Raw genomic sequence first — 16,868 nt, 5'->3', positions numbered from 1 at the left:
AAGGTGCGTCGAGCGGGTCCATCGTCGCCTCTTTGGCGGGCTACCCCCGGAGGCCGGTCGCCACCTCGCCAACGGTGTGGGTGAATCCGTCCATGTCGACCGAGGGCCCGATCGGTTGGAACACCAACGTCTGGGCCGAATATGCGGACGTCGCCGCGACGATCTCCTCGACGGTGCCGCTGACGCCGTAGCCGCCGGCATCCAGACCGCGCTCCACCGCCACGTCGTCGAGGAGCTGCCGCCCGACCGCACCGGGTGCGCACGCCAGGTACTGCACCGTCGCGAACGGTGGAGAGCTGACCCGCTGAGCCTGCTCGGCGGCCACATGTCCGAGCGCTGCACGGGCCGACGCGGGGGTGTTGACGCTGTCGATGATCACACCGTCGGCGATCTCGCCGGCCAGTCGCAGGGTCTTGGGTCCGGTACCGCCGATCAGCAACGGAACAGGTTGAGGCGGAACCCATTCCAGTTGCACACCGTCGAGACGCACGAACCGGCCGTCGGTGCTGACCGATCTGCCGGAGAGCAACTGCCGCAGCGCGGCGTGGTACTCGCGCAGCAGCGTGAGCGGGGACGGCACCGCGGCCCCGGCCTGGCGCATCCAGGCCTGCACACCGTGACCGATCCCGACCCGTACCCGGCCGGGATAGATGGTGGCCAGGGTGGCGATCTCCATCGCCGTGGTCACCACGTTGCGCAACGGCGCCGGGAGCACCCCGATACCCACGGTCAGCGTCTCGCTGCCGGCCAGTGCGACTGCCGCCTGCGCGATGCCGCCCTGCAGGAAACAGTCTTCCCACAACCAGAGTTCGTCGATGCCGGCTCGTTGTGCGGCAGCTGCGGTGCTGGGCAGGTTCTCAGGCGAGCGGTCGGGACGAAACACCACCCCGACCCGCGGCCGGTGGCCGGACTGGGTCATGGTCGCCACCCTACGGTCGCCCAGATACTGCCCGGAAAATCGCTTGCGGCGGTATGGCACGTTCGCCCCGTGACGCCTCAGCCCAATGCGGCGCGCATCGCCTCTTTGGGAGCGGGCATCCCGGTGAACTGTTCCACCTGGGCGAAGGCCTGGTTCAGCAGCATCTGCAGCCCGTTGATCGCCTCACCGCCCGCCGCCTCGACGGCCTGGGCGAGCGGCGTCGGCCACGGGTCGTAGATGGCGTCGAGCACGCGCGGCACCCCCGCCAGCGTGCCCGCGTAGGCAGCGGCCGCGTCGGCCGGGATCGTGCTGACCGCCGCATCGGCGGTGGCCACCGCTTCGGTCAGCGCCGAGCCGCCGATGTCGCACCAGCTGCCCTGCGCGCCGCACCGGCCGGCCAACTCCACCAACCGCGATGCCTTGCCCTCGTCGCGCGCCACGATGGTGATCCGCTGTACGCCGAGTTCGGCCAGCGCCACGACGGCGGCCGGGGCGGTGCCGCCGGATCCGATCACCAGCGCCGAGTCACCGGCTGTCCCGAGCGCTCCGACCACCCCGTCGACATCGGTGTTGTCGGCACGCCAGCCACCCGTCGGCAGCCGTAGCAGGGTGTTGGCCGAGCCCACCAGCTCGGCGCGTTCGGTGCGCTGATCGGCGAACTCCAGTGCGGCGAACTTGCCCGGCATGGTGACCGACAGTCCGACCCATTCCGGGCCAAGCGAGCTGACGAGGCCGGGCAGCTGTTCGGCCGTGCACTCGATGCGGTCGTAGGTCCACGACGGCAGGCCCAGCGCCCGGTAGGCGGCCAGGTGCAGCTGGGGCGAGCGCGAATGGGTGATCGGCGAGCCCAGAACGGCGGCCTTGCGGCCGCTATCGGGCACGGCGGCGGGCCGCCTATCGGGCACTGTCGAGGACACCGTTGTGCTGGGCCAGTTCGATGTTGGCCAGGTGCTGGTCGTAGTCGCGCGTGAACAGCGTGGTGCCCTGCAGGTCGATGGTCACGAAGTAGAGCCAGTCCCCCTCGGCCGGACGCTCGGCCGCGGCCAGCGCATCCGTGCCGGGCGAGCAGATCGGCGTCTGCGGAAGCCCTTGGCTCATATAGGTATTCCACGGGGTGACCTTGGCGCGGTCATCGTCGGTGGTCGCCACTTCCTGGCGGTCCAGCGGATAGTTCACGGTCGAGTCGAACTCCAGCTTGCGGTGTTCGGCGAGCCGGTTGTAGATCACCCGCGCCACCTTGGAGAAGTCCTGGGGCTTGGCTTCGCGCTGCACGAGGGATCCGACGGTGAGGATCTGATAGGGCGACATCTGCATCGCCGCCGCGGTGTCGAGCAGACCGCTCTGGGTGTAGAGGGTGGCGCTGCCGGCGACCAGGGTGGACAGAATGTCCTGCGCCGTTCCCGCCGGGTCCACATTCCAGGTACCGGGCGCGATCAGCCCCTCCAGCCGGCGGTGATCGTTGGGCATCGCCGCGACCGGAGCCGCGGCCCAGTCGGGTACTGCCAACGCGGCAGCGGGTGCGGTTTGGGCAGCCGTACGGAGCTCATCGACCGGTACGCAACGCTTCTCACCGTCCAGTTCGACGCACGAGGCCTGGGAGATCAGCGTGAAGATGCCTTCGGTGACGGCCTTGGTCTTGACGTCGGCGGTGTCGTCGAGCTGACGTCCCTCCGGGATGGTCAGCTTGCCCACCCGGCTGTCCGGATCTGCCAGTCGCTCAACGGCGTTGGCCGCCGGGATCTCGGTGCGCACCTTGTAGAAGCCGGGCTGGATCGCCGAGATCGCCTCGTTCTTGTGGGCCGCGTCGACGAAGGCCTTGACCGTGGCGACCACTTTCTTGTCCTGCAGCGTCTTGGCGATGGCCGTCGTGGAATCACCGTCGTGGACCTGGATGACGACGTCGGCGACGCCGTCACCCGCGTAGTCGCCGGAGGAGCCCGACATGCCGTGCCACAGCCTGGAACCGAGGAACACCGCACCGATCAACACCACGATGAGACCTGCGATGGAGAAGCCCCTGGTGACACGGCGCTTCCGGTCGTTGCGGGCCTTGCGGGCCCGCTCGGCCTTGCTCAGCCCGCGTCGCGGTGGCCCGACCACCTCGGGCTTCGCTTTGTCGGCACCCCACTTCTCAGCCATCCATGCCCTCTCCGCGCGCAGCCAGAGCCGCACGCCGCTGATCCAGCCAGCTCTGCAGAATGCCGACCGCAGCGGCCTGGTCGATCATCGCCTTCTGTCCCTTTGCCCGGACTCCCGCTTCACGCAACGACCGCTGAGCCGAAACAGTAGTGAGCCGCTCGTCGGCCAGTCGCACCGGTATCGGGGCGATTCGGCGGGCCAGCACATCGGCCAGTTCGATGGCGTCGACGGCTGAGCTGCCGGCCCGATCGGCGAGTGTGCGGGGTAGCCCGACGACGACCTCGACGGCCTCGTACTCGCCGATCAGCGTCACCAGTCTGCGCAGATGTCTGCCCGACCGGTCCCGCTTGTCCCGCTGAACGGTCTCGACCGGAGTGGCCAAGATCCCGTCGGGATCGCAACTGGCCACGCCTATCCGCACGGTTCCGACGTCGATGCCGATGCGCCGCCCACGTCCGGGGTCGTCATCCCCTGGGCGGTCCGGTAGCCGGTCGTCGACCGTGTCGGACACGAAGCTAGCCCCGGCCGATCTCGGCGCGCAGCGCGGCCAATGCCGCGTCGATACCCGCCGCCCCCTTACCGGAACCTTGTGCCATGTCCACTTTGCCGCCGCCGCGGCCGTTGACTGCCGCGCTGAACGGCTTCACCAGCTCATTGGCGCGCAGCCCCAGGTCCTGAGCAGCCGGGTTGACCGCGACCACGAAGGGCACCGCGTCGTCCTCGCCCTCGGCGATCAGCGCGATCACCGCCGGGTCGCTGCCGAGCTTGCCCTTGATGTCGCCGACCAGGGTGCGCAGGTCACCGCCTGACATGCCGCCGGCCACCCGCTGGGCGACGACCCGGACCTTGCCGATGGTCTCGGCACCGGCGGCCGCGTTGGCTGCCGCGGCCCGGGCGTTGGCCAGGCGGGCCTTGTCCAGTTCCTTCTCGGCGGCCTTGAGGCGCTCGACCAGGTTGGCCACCCGGGCGGGCACCTCTTCGGAGGGCACCTTGAGCGACGAGGCCAGGCCCGCCATCAGGGCGCGTTCCTTGGCCAGGTGGCGGAAGGATTCGAGACCGACGTAGGCCTCGACACGGCGGATGCCGGATCCGACCGAGGACTCCCCGAGGATGGTCACCGGGCCGATCTGGGCCGAGTTGCGCACGTGGGTGCCACCGCAGAGTTCCAGCGAGAACGGCCCGCCGATGTCAACCACCCGCACCTGGTCGGGATAGTTCTCGCCGAACATCGCCATCGCGCCCATCGCCTTGGCCTTGTCCAGTGCGGTGACGAAGGTGTTCACCTGGAAGTCGGCCTCGACGGCCTCGTTGGTGACTTCTTCGATCTGGGTGCGCTGGTCATCGGTGAGCGCACCCTGCCAGTTGAAATCGAACCGCAGGTAACCCGGACGGTTCAGCGAACCGGCCTGAACGGCGGTGGGGCCCAGCACCTGTCGCAGCGCGGCGTGCACCATGTGGGTGCCGGAGTGGCCCTGGGTGGCGCCGTGGCGCCACTTGGGATCCACCGCGGCGGTGACGGTGTCGCCCTCGACGAACTCGCCGGACTCGACGTTGATCCGGTGTGCCCACAGGGTTTTGGCGATCTTCTGCACATCGGTGACGGCGGCCTTGGCGGCAACCGAGGCACCCGTGCCGGAAATCGTTCCCTCGTCGGCGATCTGGCCACCGGACTCGGCGTAGAACGGGGTGCGGTCCAGGATCAGCTCCACGCGATCGGCGTCCAGGCCTTCGTGGGTCACCACGGGCACCCGCTTGCCGTCCACGAAGATACCGAGAATCCTTGCTTCAGTGGACAATTCGTCGAAGCCGGTGAACTCGGTGGGCCCGGCGTCGACCAGCTCGCGGTATGCGGACAGATCGGTGTGGGCCTGCTTGCGCGCGGCGGCATCAGCCTTGGCGCGCTGGCGCTGCTCGGCCATCAGCGTCCGGAAGCCCTGCTCGTCGACCGCGAGGCCGGCCTCGGCGGCCATCTCCAGCGTGAGGTCGATCGGGAAGCCGTAGGTGTCGTGCAGGGTGAACGCGTCGCTGCCGGAAAGTACGGAAGCACCGGATTTCTTGGTGGCCGCGGCGGCGTCGTCGAACAGCTTCGAGCCGGCGACCAGGGTCCGGTTGAACGCGGTCTCCTCGGCGACGGCGATCCGGTTGATGCGCTCGAAGTCGGTGACCAGCTCCGGGTACGACGGACCCATCTCGTCGCGCACCGTGGTCATCAGCCGGCCCATGATGGGCTCCTCGACGCCGAGCAGTTTGGCCGCGCGGATGATGCGGCGGAGCAGGCGGCGCAGCACGTAGCCGCGGCCCTCGTTGCCGGGGCTGACCCCGTCGCCGATGATGATGGCCGCGGTGCGGCTGTGGTCGCCGATGATGCGGTAGCGGACGTCGTCCTCGTGGTTGCCCGCGCCGTATCCGCGCGGGGCGATCCCGGCGACCAGATCGATCACCGGACGCACCAGGTCGGTCTCGTAGACGTTGTCCACGTCCTGCAACAGGCAGGCGATGCGTTCGACGCCCATACCGGTGTCGATGTTCTTGCGCGGCAGCGGGCCGAGGATCTCGAAGTCGTCCTTCGAGGTGCCCTCACCGCGCTCGTTCTGCATGAACACGAGATTCCAGATCTCGATGTAGCGGTCCTCGTTGGCCTCCGGACCGCCCTCGATCCCGTATTCGGGGCCGCGGTCGTAGTAGATCTCCGAACACGGGCCGCACGGCCCGGGGATGCCCATCGACCAGTAGTTGTCGGCCATGCCGCGGCGCTGGATGCGCTCGAGCGGCAGCCCGGCGACTTCCTGCCACAGCGCGATGGCCTCGTCGTCGTCCAGATAGACCGTTGCCCACAGCCTTTCCGGGTCGAATCCGTAGCCGCCCTCGCTGACCGGGTTGGTCAGCAGGGTCCAGGCCAGCTCGATGGCGCCCTTTTTGAAGTAGTCGCCGAACGAGAAGTTGCCGGCCATCTGGAAGAAGGTGTTGTGCCGGGTGGTGATGCCCACCTCGTCGATGTCAGGTGTGCGGATGCACTTCTGCACGCTGGTGGCGCGGTCCCACGGCGGCGTACGGGCACCGAGGAAGTAAGGCACGAACTGCACCATGCCGGCGTTGACGAACAACAGGTTGGGGTCGTCGAGGATCACCGAGGCGCTGGGCACCTCCGTGTGGCCCGCCTTCACGAAATGATCGAGGAAGCGCTTCCTGATCTCGTGTGTCTGCACGTTGCTCGTGTCCTCGTGTTCGTGGGTGGCTGGGGTTGCGCAGGCAACCATCAGTTCGACCGCTTTACATTACCGTTCTGCGCGTTCACCCCGAAAAGGGCGACAAGCGTCACGCCCCCAGAAAGCTCAGCCGCACCGAACGCTGCGGGTTGTCGCGGTTCAGATCGACCAGCACCACACTCTGCCAGGTTCCCAGCAACGGCCGACCCGCCTGGACCGGCAGCGTGACCGACGGCGACACCAGGGCGGGCAGCACGTGATCCGCGCCATGCCCGAACGATCCGTGGCTGTGCCGGTAGCGGTCGTCACGCGGCAACAACCGTTCCAGGGTATCGAGCAGGTCGTCGTCGGAGCCGGCGCCGGTCTCGATGATGGCCACACCCGCCGTCGCGTGCGGGACGAACACGTTGCACAGGCCATCGCGGTGCGCGCCGCAGAACCGGCGTACCGAGTCGGTGAGGTCGACGATGCGGCGCCGTGAGGTGTCCACGTCGATCACGTCGGTGTCCATCGGCCCAGCCTACGAGCCTCGCGCCACACCATTGCCACCTGCGACACACCGGAGGATGGTTGGGGGTGGAACCGGTGGCGCCACCGGGGCGCCGCCCTGGCAGGAAGGGGTGGACCGTGTTCGCACGTTCAACCACGATTGCGGCGCGCACCCGGGCCGTCAACGCCGGTATCGCCCATGTCCGCGACGAGGTCATGCCCGCCATCGACACCATCGACGGTTGTGTGGGCCTGTCCCTGATGGTGAACCGGGAATCGGGCGAGTGTGTCCTCACCACGGCCTGGCGGTCCGAAGAGGCAATGCTTGCCAGCGCCGACGCGGTGGCGCCGATGCGCCATCGCGTAGTGGAGGCATTCGAAGGCACCGCCACCGTCGACGAATGGGAGATCGCGGTGGTTCACCGCGAGCAGTACTCCGGACCCGGTGCCTGCGTACGGGCGACGTGGCTGCGAACCCGCCCCGAGCTGTTCGACCGCGCCGTGGAGTTCTACCGCACGTCGGTGTTGCCCGCGATGGAAGACCTCGAGGGCTTCTGCAGCGCGAGCCTCATGCTCGACCGCGGGTCCGGCCGCGCGGTGTCCTCGGCCACCTTCGACAGCGCAGAGGCGATGGACCGCAACCGCGATCAGGCACGGGCGTTGCGCACCGCCCGGCTCCGCGACCTGAGTGCCGATCAGATCGACGTCGGAGAGTTCGAACTCGTGCTGGCCCACCTGCGCGTGCCCGAGATGGCCTGACCCGCCGACGAACCGAGACAAAAACGAATTGACGGCACCGTTTACGTCGCGACGGTGCGGGGTACTTGATGGTCAGCCCAATCCAGCCTCGGCCTCGGAGGAGACCATGACCATCACCGGCATCATCAGCGCGATTCTGATCGGCATTGCCATCGGCGTGATCGGCCGCTTGATCGTTCCCGGCAGACAACCCATCGGCATCCTGGTGACGATCCTCGTCGGTATCGTCTCCGCGTTCATCGGTACCGCACTCGCCCGCGCCATGGGCATCCCGACGGCGACCAGCGGCGTCGACTGGCTCGAGCTCCTCGTCCAGGTCATCGTGGCCGCACTCGGAGTGGCCCTGATATCCGCTCTGATGGGACGCAGAAGGACCGGCATCCTCGGAACCCGACGGTCCGGCCTGCTGCGCTGACCACCTTCCCCCGCGCCACGGTCTCGGTTGAATATTCAACCGGGACCGTGGTTTTCGGCTGCCCCGGCGGTATCAGCGCCTGCGGCGGATGATTGCCCGGAGCTTGTCCAGCCGGGTGACCAGCTCGCGTTCGAAACCGCGCCCGGTCGGCTGGTAGTAGTCCACCCCCACCAGATCGTCCGGTGGATACTGTTGCGACACAACACCGTCGGGATGATCGTGGGCATACTTGTATCCCACGGCGTTACCGAGTTTCTGCGCTCCCGAGTAATGACCGTCCCGCAGATGCGGGGGCACCAACCCGGCCTTTCCGGCCCGGATGTCGTTCATCGCCGCACCCAGCGCCGTGGTCACGGCGTTGGACTTGGGCGCGGTGGCCAGATGCACCGTGGCATGCGCCAGCGTCAGCTGCGCCTCGGGCATGCCGATCAGCTGCACGGTCTGGGCCGCGGCGACGGCGGTCTGCAAGGCGGTCGGGTCGGCCATCCCGATGTCCTCGCTGGCCAGGATCATCAAGCGGCGCGCCACGAAGCGAGGGTCCTCCCCCGCCACCAACATCCGGGCCAGGTAGTGCAACGCCGCGTCGACATCGGATCCGCGGACCGACTTGATGAAGGCACTGACGACGTCGTAGTGCTGATCCCCGTCGCGGTCGTAGCGCACCGCCGCCTTGTCCAGTGACTGCTCGATGGTCTCGACGGTCACCCGCTCCCCGGGCTCGGCAGCCACCTCCAATGCCGTCAGCGCCCGCCGCGCATCACCGGCGGAGAGCTGCACCAGCAGGTCGACGGCCTCGTCGGTGACCTCGACCGCACCACCCAGACCCCGCGGGTCGGTGATTGCGCGGCGCAGCACGATCTCGACGTCCTGCGGGGTCAGCGGCTGCAACTGCAGGATCAGTGACCGCGACAACAGCGGCGCGACCACCGAGAACGACGGGTTCTCCGTGGTGGCCGCCACCAACAGCACGACCCGGTTCTCCACCGCCGCCAGCAGCGCGTCCTGCTGGGTCTTGGAGAAGCGGTGCACCTCGTCGATGAACAGCACGGTCTGTTCACCGTGGACAGCCGCGCGCCGCGCCACATCGATCACGGCCCGGACCTCTTTGACCCCGGCGCTCAGCGCAGACAGCGCCTCGAACCGGCGGCCGGTGGCCTGCGAGATCAGCGAGGCCAGCGTGGTCTTGCCGGTGCCGGGCGGGCCGTAGAGGATGACCGACGCCGCTCCCGATCCCTCCACGAGGCGGCGCAACGGCGAACCGGCCTGCAACAGATGGGTCTGGCCGACGACCTCGTCGAGCCCGGCCGGGCGCATCCGCACCGCCAGCGGCGCCGTGCCGGGTGCGGCAAGCGCGCCGGGGTCACCCGGCCCCGGCTCACCGGGCACATCGAACAAGCTGTCGGACACGCCTTCTGCTTACCACGCCGACACGACGGACTACGCCGGGGCGGTGACGAAGTCGATCAGTTCCTCGACCCGGCCGATCAGCGCGGGCTCCAGGTCGTTCCAGTCCCGGACCCGGCCGCGGATCCGCTGCCACGCCCGCGCGATGTCGGCCTGGTCCTGGTGCGGCCAGCCCAGCGCCGCACAGATGCCGTGTCTCCACTCGACGTTGCGCGGGATGGTCGGCCAGGCCTTCATCCCCAGCCGGGCCGGTTTGACGGACTGCCAGATGTCGACGAACGGGTGCCCGACCACCAGGGTGTGCTCACCGCCGGGGCCACGGCGCACCGCCTCGGCGATGCGTGCCTCCTTGGAACCGGTCACCAGGTGATCGACCAGAACGCCGAGCCGGCGGCCCGGTCCCGGCGCGAACTCGGCCACGATGTCTGCCAGGTCGTCGACGCCGCCGAGGTATTCGACGACCACACCTTCGATACGTAGATCGGCGCCCCAGACCTGCTCGACGAGCTCGGCGTCGTGGCGGCCTTCCACATAGATCCGGCTGGCCAGTGCGACCCGCGCCTTGGCATTGGATACCGCGACCGATCCCGACGCCGTGCGGGCCGGCGCGGCGGTCCGCTTGGGCACCACGAGACTCACCGGCTTGCCGTCGAGCAGGAAACCCGGCCCCATCGGGAAAGCCCGCACCTTGCCCCTGCGGTCTTCGAGTTCGACCCGGCCGCCCTCGATCCGCACCACCGCGCCCACGTAACCGCTCTGGGCATCCTCGACGACCAGGCCCTTCTCCGCGGGCTGCTCCGTCGATCGAGTCAGCTTCGGGGTGTGCGGATTTCGGGCCAGGATGTCGGAACCGTAGCGATCAGTCACGCGGCGATCCTAGGAACGCCTGCGGCGAAAGCGGGGTTGCGACATACGATCGTGATCGTGCTGTTAGATCGGCCGACCGCCGATGGCATTGCCGACGGGACCATCTCGCTGGTGCTGCGTCGCTGGGACAAGCCCCGGGCCAAGCCCGGCGGAACCCAACGCACCCAGGCCGGCACGATCCGAATCGGTTCGGTCACCGAACACCCCGGCGATTACCGAGTGAGTGCCGCGCAGGCCCGCGCCGCCGGATATCCGGATGCCGCGACGGCGCAGGCCCAGCTCGACCGCAGACCGGCCGCGCACACCTACCTGATCGCGGTCTCGTACCTGGCTCGGGACGAGCGGCCCGACCTGGCTGCCGACGACACGCTGTCCGACGCCGACATCCGGCTGATCGATGACCGGCTGGACCGCTGGGACGCGGCCAGCACCGACGGGGCGTGGACCCGTCAGTACCTCGCGATGATCGCGGCCAACGAGGCCGTCCGCGCACCGGATCTGGCGGCGCGCGTCGGCCTCGAAGTGCCCCGGTTCAAGGGACGGGTGCGCCAGCTCAAGGGACTGGGCCTGACCATCAGCCTCGACGTCGGCTACCGGCTCGCCCCGCGGGGACGCGCCTACCTGGCCGCCACCGGGGTCAATCCGGATTCGTGAACCGGGCCAGCGCGATCCCTCCCACGATCATCGACAGGGCCAGCGCCCGACCCACGCTCAACGGGTCACGGTGGATGAGCACGCCGAGCGCGATGGCACCTACCGCGCCGATGCCGGTGAAGACCGCATAGGCGGTGCCGACGGGCAGGCCGCGCATGGCCAACGACAGTAGGTACACCGACAACGCCCCGACCGCGACGCACACCACCGTGGGCAGCGGACGGGTGAATCCTTCGGTCGGCTTGATGCTCTGCGACCAGGCGATCTCCACCAGCCCGGCCAAACCCAGTACCAGCCAGCTCATTTCGCGTACTCCATGCCGAGAGTGCGAGCGGCCGCAAGAGCCTGCGCGGTCGAATCGTCGTGCATGGACCGAAACCGTGCCAACGCGGGATCCACCCGCGCGTTGGCCATCTCGGCGTTGATGAACACGGTGTCGGCCACACCGTAGTGTCCGGCGACGAAATCCCGCAGGAACCGTTCCTGGTAGTCGAACTGCGCCTTCGGCGAGCCGGGTGAGTACGCGCCGCCTCGGGCGGTAGCCACGACAAACCGTCTCGGCGCCAGGGACATTCGCGGGAATGTCACCTGGTCCAGCCAGGCCTTGAGCGAGGCCGGGATGGAGTAGTTGTACATCGGCGTGGCGATCAGCACGATGTCGGCCGAGCGCAGTTCACCCAGCAGCGGTTCCACGATGGCCCAGGCCGCGGCCTGCTCCGGCGTGCGCGCCAACTCCTCGAGCCGGTCCAGATCGGTACTGCCCGCCGCCAGCACCGCGTCACAGAGTTCGGTCCAGCCCTCCCCGATGAACGGCACGGGATCGGCCGCGACATCGCGGTAGAGGTACCGGCCATCCGGACGGGCATCCCGCCAGGACCGGGCGAACTCCGCGCCGATCCGGCGACTCACGGAGCGATTGCGGGCACTGGCGTCGATGTGAAGAAGCGTGGTCATGACAACCTCCAGGTAAGTGGACATTACGTCCGGTTCAGCGTTCCAGATAACCGGACATCGCGTCCACTTATTTCCCGCATCGGCTACAGTGCAGTGATGGACATCGGCGCAGACCTCCTTGCGACCGACGACGCCGGCACCGGACGGGTCGGCGCGGAGCGGGCCGACGCGGCCCGCAACCGCGCGAAAATCCTTGCGGCAGCCGCCACGGTGTTCGCCGGTCGCGACCCGCGAACAGTCACGATGGACCACATCGCCACGGCGGCCCACGTCGGGCGCGGCACGCTCTATCGCCGTTACCCCAGCACCGCCGCCATTGCCGAGGCGCTGCTCGACGAACACGAACGCGCGCTGCAGCAGCAGTTGTTGTCCGGCGAACCACCGCTGGGCCCGGGCGCGCCACCGGCCGAGCGACTCTCCGCGTTCTATGCGGCGATGGCCGAACTCCTGGATACGCATGCCGATCTGGCACTCGGCGCCGAGACCGGGGGCGCCCGGTTCGCCACCGGCGCCTACGGTTTCTGGGCCGCACATGTGCGCGCCCTGTTGACGGAAGCCGGTGTGGCCGAACCGGATCCGCTGGTGGATGTGCTACTGGCGCCCTTGGCGGCGGAGAGCTTCACCCACCAGCGGGCGCGCGGAATGAGCGTCGAGCAGATCAAGGGGGCGCTCTCGCGGCTCGCCCACGGGATCCTCGATCCCCGGTAGCCCGCCGGCGATCTAGGCGGTGACCTCGTCGATGACGGTGTGAACGAACCGCATCTTCTCCAGCACCGCCGGAGGCAACACGAACGGGTACAGGTCAACGTGGCCCATCGACCGGTTCACCATGTTCAGCGACCATGCCAGTGGCAGCCACATCTCGATGATGGTGTCGAACCCGCTGGGCCCCAGTATCTTCCGCTCGAAAGTCGCCCCGGCCGCGGCGAATCCGAAGGCCGCCGCGGTGTCCAGCGTGTCGCGGATGTGCAGGTAGTGCGCAAAGGTCTCGGCCCAGTCCTCTGCCGCGTGCATGGTGGCGTACGACGAGACGAATTCGTCTTCCCAGCCCGCGGGCGGACCGTCCTGGTAGTGCCGATCCAGCGCGGCCTGATAGTCGGCATCCGGATCCCCGAACAACTCCCGGAACCGCGCCGAGTATCCCTCTGACGGGTCGACCAACCGATAGAAGTAGTAGTGGCCGATCTCGTGCCGGAAGTGGCCCAGCAGGGTGCGGTACGGCTCGTCCATCGCGATCCGCAACTGCTCGCGGTGCACATCGTCACCTTCGGCGAGATCCAGGGTGATGACCCCGTTGTGGTGGCCGGTGAACACCTTGTCCGTTGCACTGGAGAGCAGGTCGAACGCCAGCCCGAACTGGGGGTCCTGATCCCGGCCGACGATCGGCAGCTTCAGTTCGTGCAGTTCGGCGATCAACCGGCGCTTGGCCTGCTCCGCCTCGGCGAACGACGCCATCGCCGCGGTATCGGTGTCGGCCGGCCGGGTGCGGGTGAGTGCGCACGAGGCGCACAGCTGGTCGCCCTGACCGATCCGGACGAGCCAATTGCACTCGGCCAGATGCAGATTGGCGCACAGCTGAAACTGATCCTCGTCGACCGCGCCGGCGTGGCCGTTCTGGTCGGTGTCGGTGATCACCAGCAGCGCCATGTCGTCGACCGAGAACCCCAGCGCGCTGCCGCAGGACAGGCACAGGGAGTTCTCGAACGCCAGGTGCTGGCCACAGTTGGGGCAGTTGAAATCACGCATGCAGCAACCCTTCTCGATCCGGCGGGTACGGGGCCACGTCCACCGACACCTCGATCACACTACTGTCCGAATCCGTGTAGATGATGCCGCGCAACGGGGGTACGTCGGCATAATCACGGCCGAATCCGGCCGCGATGTAACGCTCGTCCACCATCTGGTCGTTGGTGGGATCCATTCCCAGCCAGACGTTCTGCGGCGTCCACACTGACGCCCAGGCATGGGTGGCATCCACCCCGATCATGCGTTCCTTGCCCGGCGGCGGATCGGTGGCCAGATAGCCCGAGACGTAACTGGCGGCCAGACCGTTGGCGCGCAGGCAGGCGATGGCGAGCCTGGCGAAGTCCTGGCACACCCCCTCGCGCGCCGCCAGCACCTCGGCGACCTGGGTGGACACCGTCGTCGAACCCGACTTGTAGGTGAAGTCGGAATAGATCCTCGACGTCAGTTCGCGCAGCACCTCGATCAGCGGCCGTCCTGGCACGAAACTCGGCGCGGCGTACTCGCGCACGGCATCGGTGATTTCCGGCGGCGACAGGTCCAGGGTGAACTCGGCGGCCAGCGCGCCATCCCCGCCGACCGGGCGGGCCAGCTCCCACGGCGCCCGCGCCGATGCCCCTGAATAGCGTTCGGGTTCAGGCGGATCCACCTCCACCACGGAGTGGCTGGTGATCCTCAGCGTGCGGTGACGTTCGGTGATGTGAAAATACGAGCTGATGTTGCCGTACGCGTCGCGGCCGGTGGAACGATCGGCCGCCTCGGGTTCGATCACCAGCTCGTGGGACAGGCAACGCTGCCAGTCCAGGTCGCGGGGCGTGAGAAAGCCGCGACCGTAGGAACTGGTGACATCGTCGGAGTAGCGGTAGACGGTGCGATGGGTGATCTCGTAGCAGCGCGTGCTGGGTTCGGTCACGGCACCACCCGCCGTTCGTCAGGTCCCCACAGCGGTTGCATGCCGCCGGGCAGGGACAGGTGAGCCGCGGTGATCACGCCGGACAGGTCCCGCAGGCCGACATGCATGCCCTCGAGCAGGGCAGCCAACTCGGCGCGGGTCCCCTCGCCGGTGACCTCCTCGAGATCGGCCGGGTCGAGCCGGCGCAACCGGGTGGCCAGTTCGTCGACCAGACGTTCCGAACGCGACGAGCCCGACGATCCGGGCAGGGTCTTGAGGCCGGTCCGGATCCGCTCCAGTTGGTAGATCAACGATCTGGGGTTCTCCGCATCGAACAACACCAGTTCGGCGATCGCCGCGATCTTGATCTGGCCGGGATTGCGCCGCCGGTAGATCACCGACGATTCACAGGCCACCAGGGCCGACTCGGTCACCGCGCGCTCGGCGTCGGCGCTGCGCATCGTCGTCAGGGTGGCGCGCAGCAGCGCGGTCAGCGCCAGACCCCGCTCGATGCGCTTACCGAGATCCATCATGGTCCAGCCGATGTCCTGCACCATCGACTCCGCGGCCACCCCGGACAGCGCCAGCATTCCGGCCAGGGTCTGGCTGTGCGCGTTGGCGAGGTAGAGATCCGCGGCGGTCGGCGACTCGGGCGGAGCAGCCGACGGCCGCAGCACCGCGCGTTCGACCCCGGCCAACACCATCCAGGTGTCGTTGGACATCTGGTCGCGCACCGACCGTGCGGCCAGCGCGAGGCGCTCGACCGATTGGGCGAGCGAGCCCGGCCGGTGCCGGTCTGCGGTGGCCGACCACAGGGTGGCCGGGGCGATCGCGATCATCTCGTGGTCGTCGTCGGTGTCGCCGGTATCGGTGCCCGTGATCGAGCCGAGTGCTGCCAACAGCACCGGAACGCACTGGCTCTCTTCGAGATCCGGGCGGTAGCGGAACTCGTGGTAGCGCTCCCGGGTGACGGTGAGCAACCGGGCCGTGCCCTCGGCGCGTTCGGCGTAGCGCCCCATCCAGAACAGGTCCGAGAGCACACGGGGCGAGCTGACCGCCCGGGTGGAGCTGGGGATCGTGCCGGGAGCCACCAGCTCGACCGACACCACCGGGGCACGCTCGGCGGTGACCCGCTGCGGTGTGCGCACCCAGACATCCTTGGCGGCAAGGGTGTTCATCCGGTAAGCGGCGTGTCCCGGGGCGACCACGTAGCCGAGGCCGCCGATCATAGGGGCATACCCGCCACGTTGGGCCACCGTGAACAACCGCATGCCGACGTTACCGGCGGACAACCCCCTGGCCCGGTAATCGGTTGGTGCGGTGGAGAACTGAGGCAGTTCCTGCCCGATCCAATCCCCTGGTTCGGCCTCGATACGTGCCGCCAGATTCTCGCGGGCCGCCGCCGACAGCGTCGGCCCGACGATGGTCTCCCCGCCGCTCACCGGTCTGATCAACAGCGAGGACAGCTTGGTGAGCAGATGGGAGCGCTCGATGTCGATGCCGCCCCAGTACATCGGAGCGGTCGTCAGCTGCGGCGTCTCGTCGAGCAGCAGCTCGGCCAACTGCGGCAAAAACCGTGCCAGACCCGGACTTTCCAGGATTCCGCTGCCGAGCGTGTTGACCACCGTCACCGCACCACGGCGCAACACCTCGACCAGGCCGACCACGCCGAGCCGCGAATCGGGGCGCAGGTCGAGCGGGTCCATGTAATCGGCGTCGACGCGGCGCAACACCACATCGACGCGTTTGAGGGTGCCCAGCGACCGCATCCACAGCGTGCCGTCGCGGACCACGAGATCGGCACTCTCCACGAGTGGGAAGCCGAGCACGCCGGCCAGGTACGCCTGGTCGAAGGCGGTCTCGGAATGGATACCGGGGCTGAGCACCACCACCACGGGCTCCTCGGCGGCCTCGGGCGCCGCATCGAGCAGCGCCAGGCGCAGCGCCTGCGCCCAGGGCGAGGCCGGCCGCGGGCCGATCCGCTCGTAGAGGTCGGGTGCCGCATGGGCGATGACGCGTCGGTCGGCCAGCGCGTAGCCGGCACCCGACGGCGCCTGCGTCCAGTCCGCGTTGACGACGAAGGCACCCTCGTCGTCGCGGCTGATGTCGCAGCCGTGCAGGAACAGTTGATGACGCCCGGGCACCACGATGCCGCGGGCGGCGCGCAGATACCCGGGGTGGGCGAACAGCAGCTGGGCGGGCAGCACCCCGCTGGTGATCGAGCGACGGGCCCCGTACAGATCGGCGAGAACCGCGTCCAGCAGCCGGGAACGCTGCACCAGACCCGATTCCAGGCCGTCCCAGTCCTCGGCCGAGACGACCAGCGGCAGGGCGTCGAGACGCCAGGGACCCGGCACCGCGGTCCCGTCGCCGTCGGTGACCACCTCCCCGTGGCGGTCCACCTGGATGTAGGTGATGCCGTCGTTG

Annotated in this window: 17 protein-coding genes; 4 read left to right on the top strand and 13 right to left on the bottom strand. The window is 68.6% G+C overall.

Features of this window, described 5'->3' with window-relative positions; translation table 11 throughout:
• Positions 1-40: 40 nt before the first annotated feature.
• The 6 genes from TX88_RS16195 to TX88_RS16170 form a co-directional block, all read right to left on the bottom strand.
• Positions 41-919 (bottom strand): LLM class flavin-dependent oxidoreductase, encoded by an 879-nt coding sequence (locus tag TX88_RS16195; protein WP_044519467.1) that lies wholly within the window; start codon positions 917-919, stop codon positions 41-43.
• 77 nt (positions 920-996) lie between these two features.
• Positions 997-1,824 carry a shikimate dehydrogenase gene (locus TX88_RS16190; protein WP_044518142.1) on the bottom strand — a complete coding sequence of 276 codons (828 nt, stop codon included), beginning with the start codon at positions 1,822-1,824 and terminating at the stop codon, positions 997-999.
• Positions 1,814-3,058, bottom strand: coding sequence for an endolytic transglycosylase MltG (locus TX88_RS16185; RefSeq protein ID WP_044518140.1), 1,245 nt, complete (start codon positions 3,056-3,058; stop codon positions 1,814-1,816). Before TX88_RS16185 ends, TX88_RS16190 begins: the two co-directional genes overlap by 11 nt.
• Complete coding sequence (gene ruvX / locus TX88_RS16180; RefSeq protein ID WP_044518139.1) at positions 3,051-3,569, bottom strand: Holliday junction resolvase RuvX; 519 nt, start codon at positions 3,567-3,569, stop codon at positions 3,051-3,053. Before ruvX ends, TX88_RS16185 begins: the two co-directional genes overlap by 8 nt.
• A 4-nt stretch (positions 3,570-3,573) precedes the next feature.
• Positions 3,574-6,264, bottom strand: a complete 2,691-nt coding sequence (gene alaS / locus TX88_RS16175; protein WP_044519466.1) for an alanine--tRNA ligase — start codon at positions 6,262-6,264, stop codon at positions 3,574-3,576.
• A 109-nt stretch (positions 6,265-6,373) separates the two neighbouring features.
• The gene (locus tag TX88_RS16170) at positions 6,374-6,775 is read right to left on the bottom strand and encodes a secondary thiamine-phosphate synthase enzyme YjbQ (RefSeq protein WP_044518137.1); all 402 of its coding nucleotides are present in this window, start codon (positions 6,773-6,775) and stop codon (positions 6,374-6,376) included.
• A gap of 116 nt (positions 6,776-6,891) precedes the next feature.
• On the opposite strand from TX88_RS16170, the gene TX88_RS16165 reads away from it, so the two are divergent.
• Positions 6,892-7,512 carry an antibiotic biosynthesis monooxygenase gene (locus tag TX88_RS16165; protein WP_044518135.1) on the top strand — a complete coding sequence of 207 codons (621 nt, stop codon included), beginning with the start codon at positions 6,892-6,894 and terminating at the stop codon, positions 7,510-7,512.
• Positions 7,513-7,618: 106 nt separating this feature from the next.
• Positions 7,619-7,927 (top strand): GlsB/YeaQ/YmgE family stress response membrane protein, encoded by a 309-nt coding sequence (locus TX88_RS16160; protein ID WP_044518133.1) that lies wholly within the window; start codon positions 7,619-7,621, stop codon positions 7,925-7,927.
• 72 nt (positions 7,928-7,999) lie between these two features.
• Here TX88_RS16160 and TX88_RS16155 read toward each other — a convergent pair whose 3' ends face one another.
• Positions 8,000-9,334 (bottom strand): replication-associated recombination protein A, encoded by a 1,335-nt coding sequence (locus TX88_RS16155; protein WP_044518131.1) that lies wholly within the window; start codon positions 9,332-9,334, stop codon positions 8,000-8,002.
• A gap of 30 nt (positions 9,335-9,364) precedes the next feature.
• Positions 9,365-10,198 (bottom strand): DUF3097 domain-containing protein, encoded by an 834-nt coding sequence (locus TX88_RS16150; protein WP_044518129.1) that lies wholly within the window; start codon positions 10,196-10,198, stop codon positions 9,365-9,367.
• A gap of 57 nt (positions 10,199-10,255) precedes the next feature.
• Between TX88_RS16150 and TX88_RS16145 the strand changes: the two genes are divergently transcribed.
• Positions 10,256-10,852 carry a hypothetical protein gene (locus TX88_RS16145; protein ID WP_044519465.1) on the top strand — a complete coding sequence of 199 codons (597 nt, stop codon included), beginning with the start codon at positions 10,256-10,258 and terminating at the stop codon, positions 10,850-10,852.
• Here the strand turns inward: TX88_RS16145 and TX88_RS16140 are convergent.
• A complete protein-coding gene (locus TX88_RS16140; protein WP_044518127.1) occupies positions 10,836-11,156 on the bottom strand; it encodes a DMT family transporter in 321 nt (106 codons plus the stop codon). The two genes, TX88_RS16145 and TX88_RS16140, sit on opposite strands and share 17 nt — an antisense overlap.
• Positions 11,153-11,806, bottom strand: a complete 654-nt coding sequence (locus TX88_RS16135; protein WP_044519464.1) for an FMN-dependent NADH-azoreductase — start codon at positions 11,804-11,806, stop codon at positions 11,153-11,155. The genes TX88_RS16140 and TX88_RS16135 overlap by 4 nt, the downstream gene beginning before the upstream one ends.
• A gap of 96 nt (positions 11,807-11,902) precedes the next feature.
• On the opposite strand from TX88_RS16135, the gene TX88_RS16130 reads away from it, so the two are divergent.
• Positions 11,903-12,514 carry a TetR/AcrR family transcriptional regulator gene (locus tag TX88_RS16130; protein WP_044518125.1) on the top strand — a complete coding sequence of 204 codons (612 nt, stop codon included), beginning with the start codon at positions 11,903-11,905 and terminating at the stop codon, positions 12,512-12,514.
• 12 nt (positions 12,515-12,526) lie between these two features.
• Here the strand turns inward: TX88_RS16130 and TX88_RS16125 are convergent, their stop codons facing one another.
• From TX88_RS16125 to TX88_RS16115, 3 genes are all read right to left on the bottom strand, one after another.
• A complete protein-coding gene (locus TX88_RS16125; RefSeq protein ID WP_044518124.1) occupies positions 12,527-13,552 on the bottom strand; it encodes a zinc-binding metallopeptidase family protein in 1,026 nt (341 codons plus the stop codon).
• Complete coding sequence (locus tag TX88_RS16120; protein WP_044518121.1) at positions 13,545-14,462, bottom strand: transglutaminase family protein; 918 nt, start codon at positions 14,460-14,462, stop codon at positions 13,545-13,547. The genes TX88_RS16125 and TX88_RS16120 overlap by 8 nt, the downstream gene beginning before the upstream one ends.
• A partial coding sequence (locus TX88_RS16115) for a circularly permuted type 2 ATP-grasp protein (protein WP_044518119.1) occupies positions 14,459-16,868 on the bottom strand: 2,410 nt, incomplete at its 5' end. The genes TX88_RS16115 and TX88_RS16120, both read right to left, overlap by 4 nt.

Origin of the sequence: Mycolicibacterium septicum DSM 44393 (genome assembly GCF_000455325.1) — a bacterium.
GTDB classification, from domain to species: Bacteria; Actinomycetota; Actinomycetes; order Mycobacteriales; family Mycobacteriaceae; genus Mycobacterium; species Mycobacterium septicum.
Note: the sequence above shows the minus strand (reverse complement) of the source record. Positions and strands in the feature narration are given on the sequence as shown.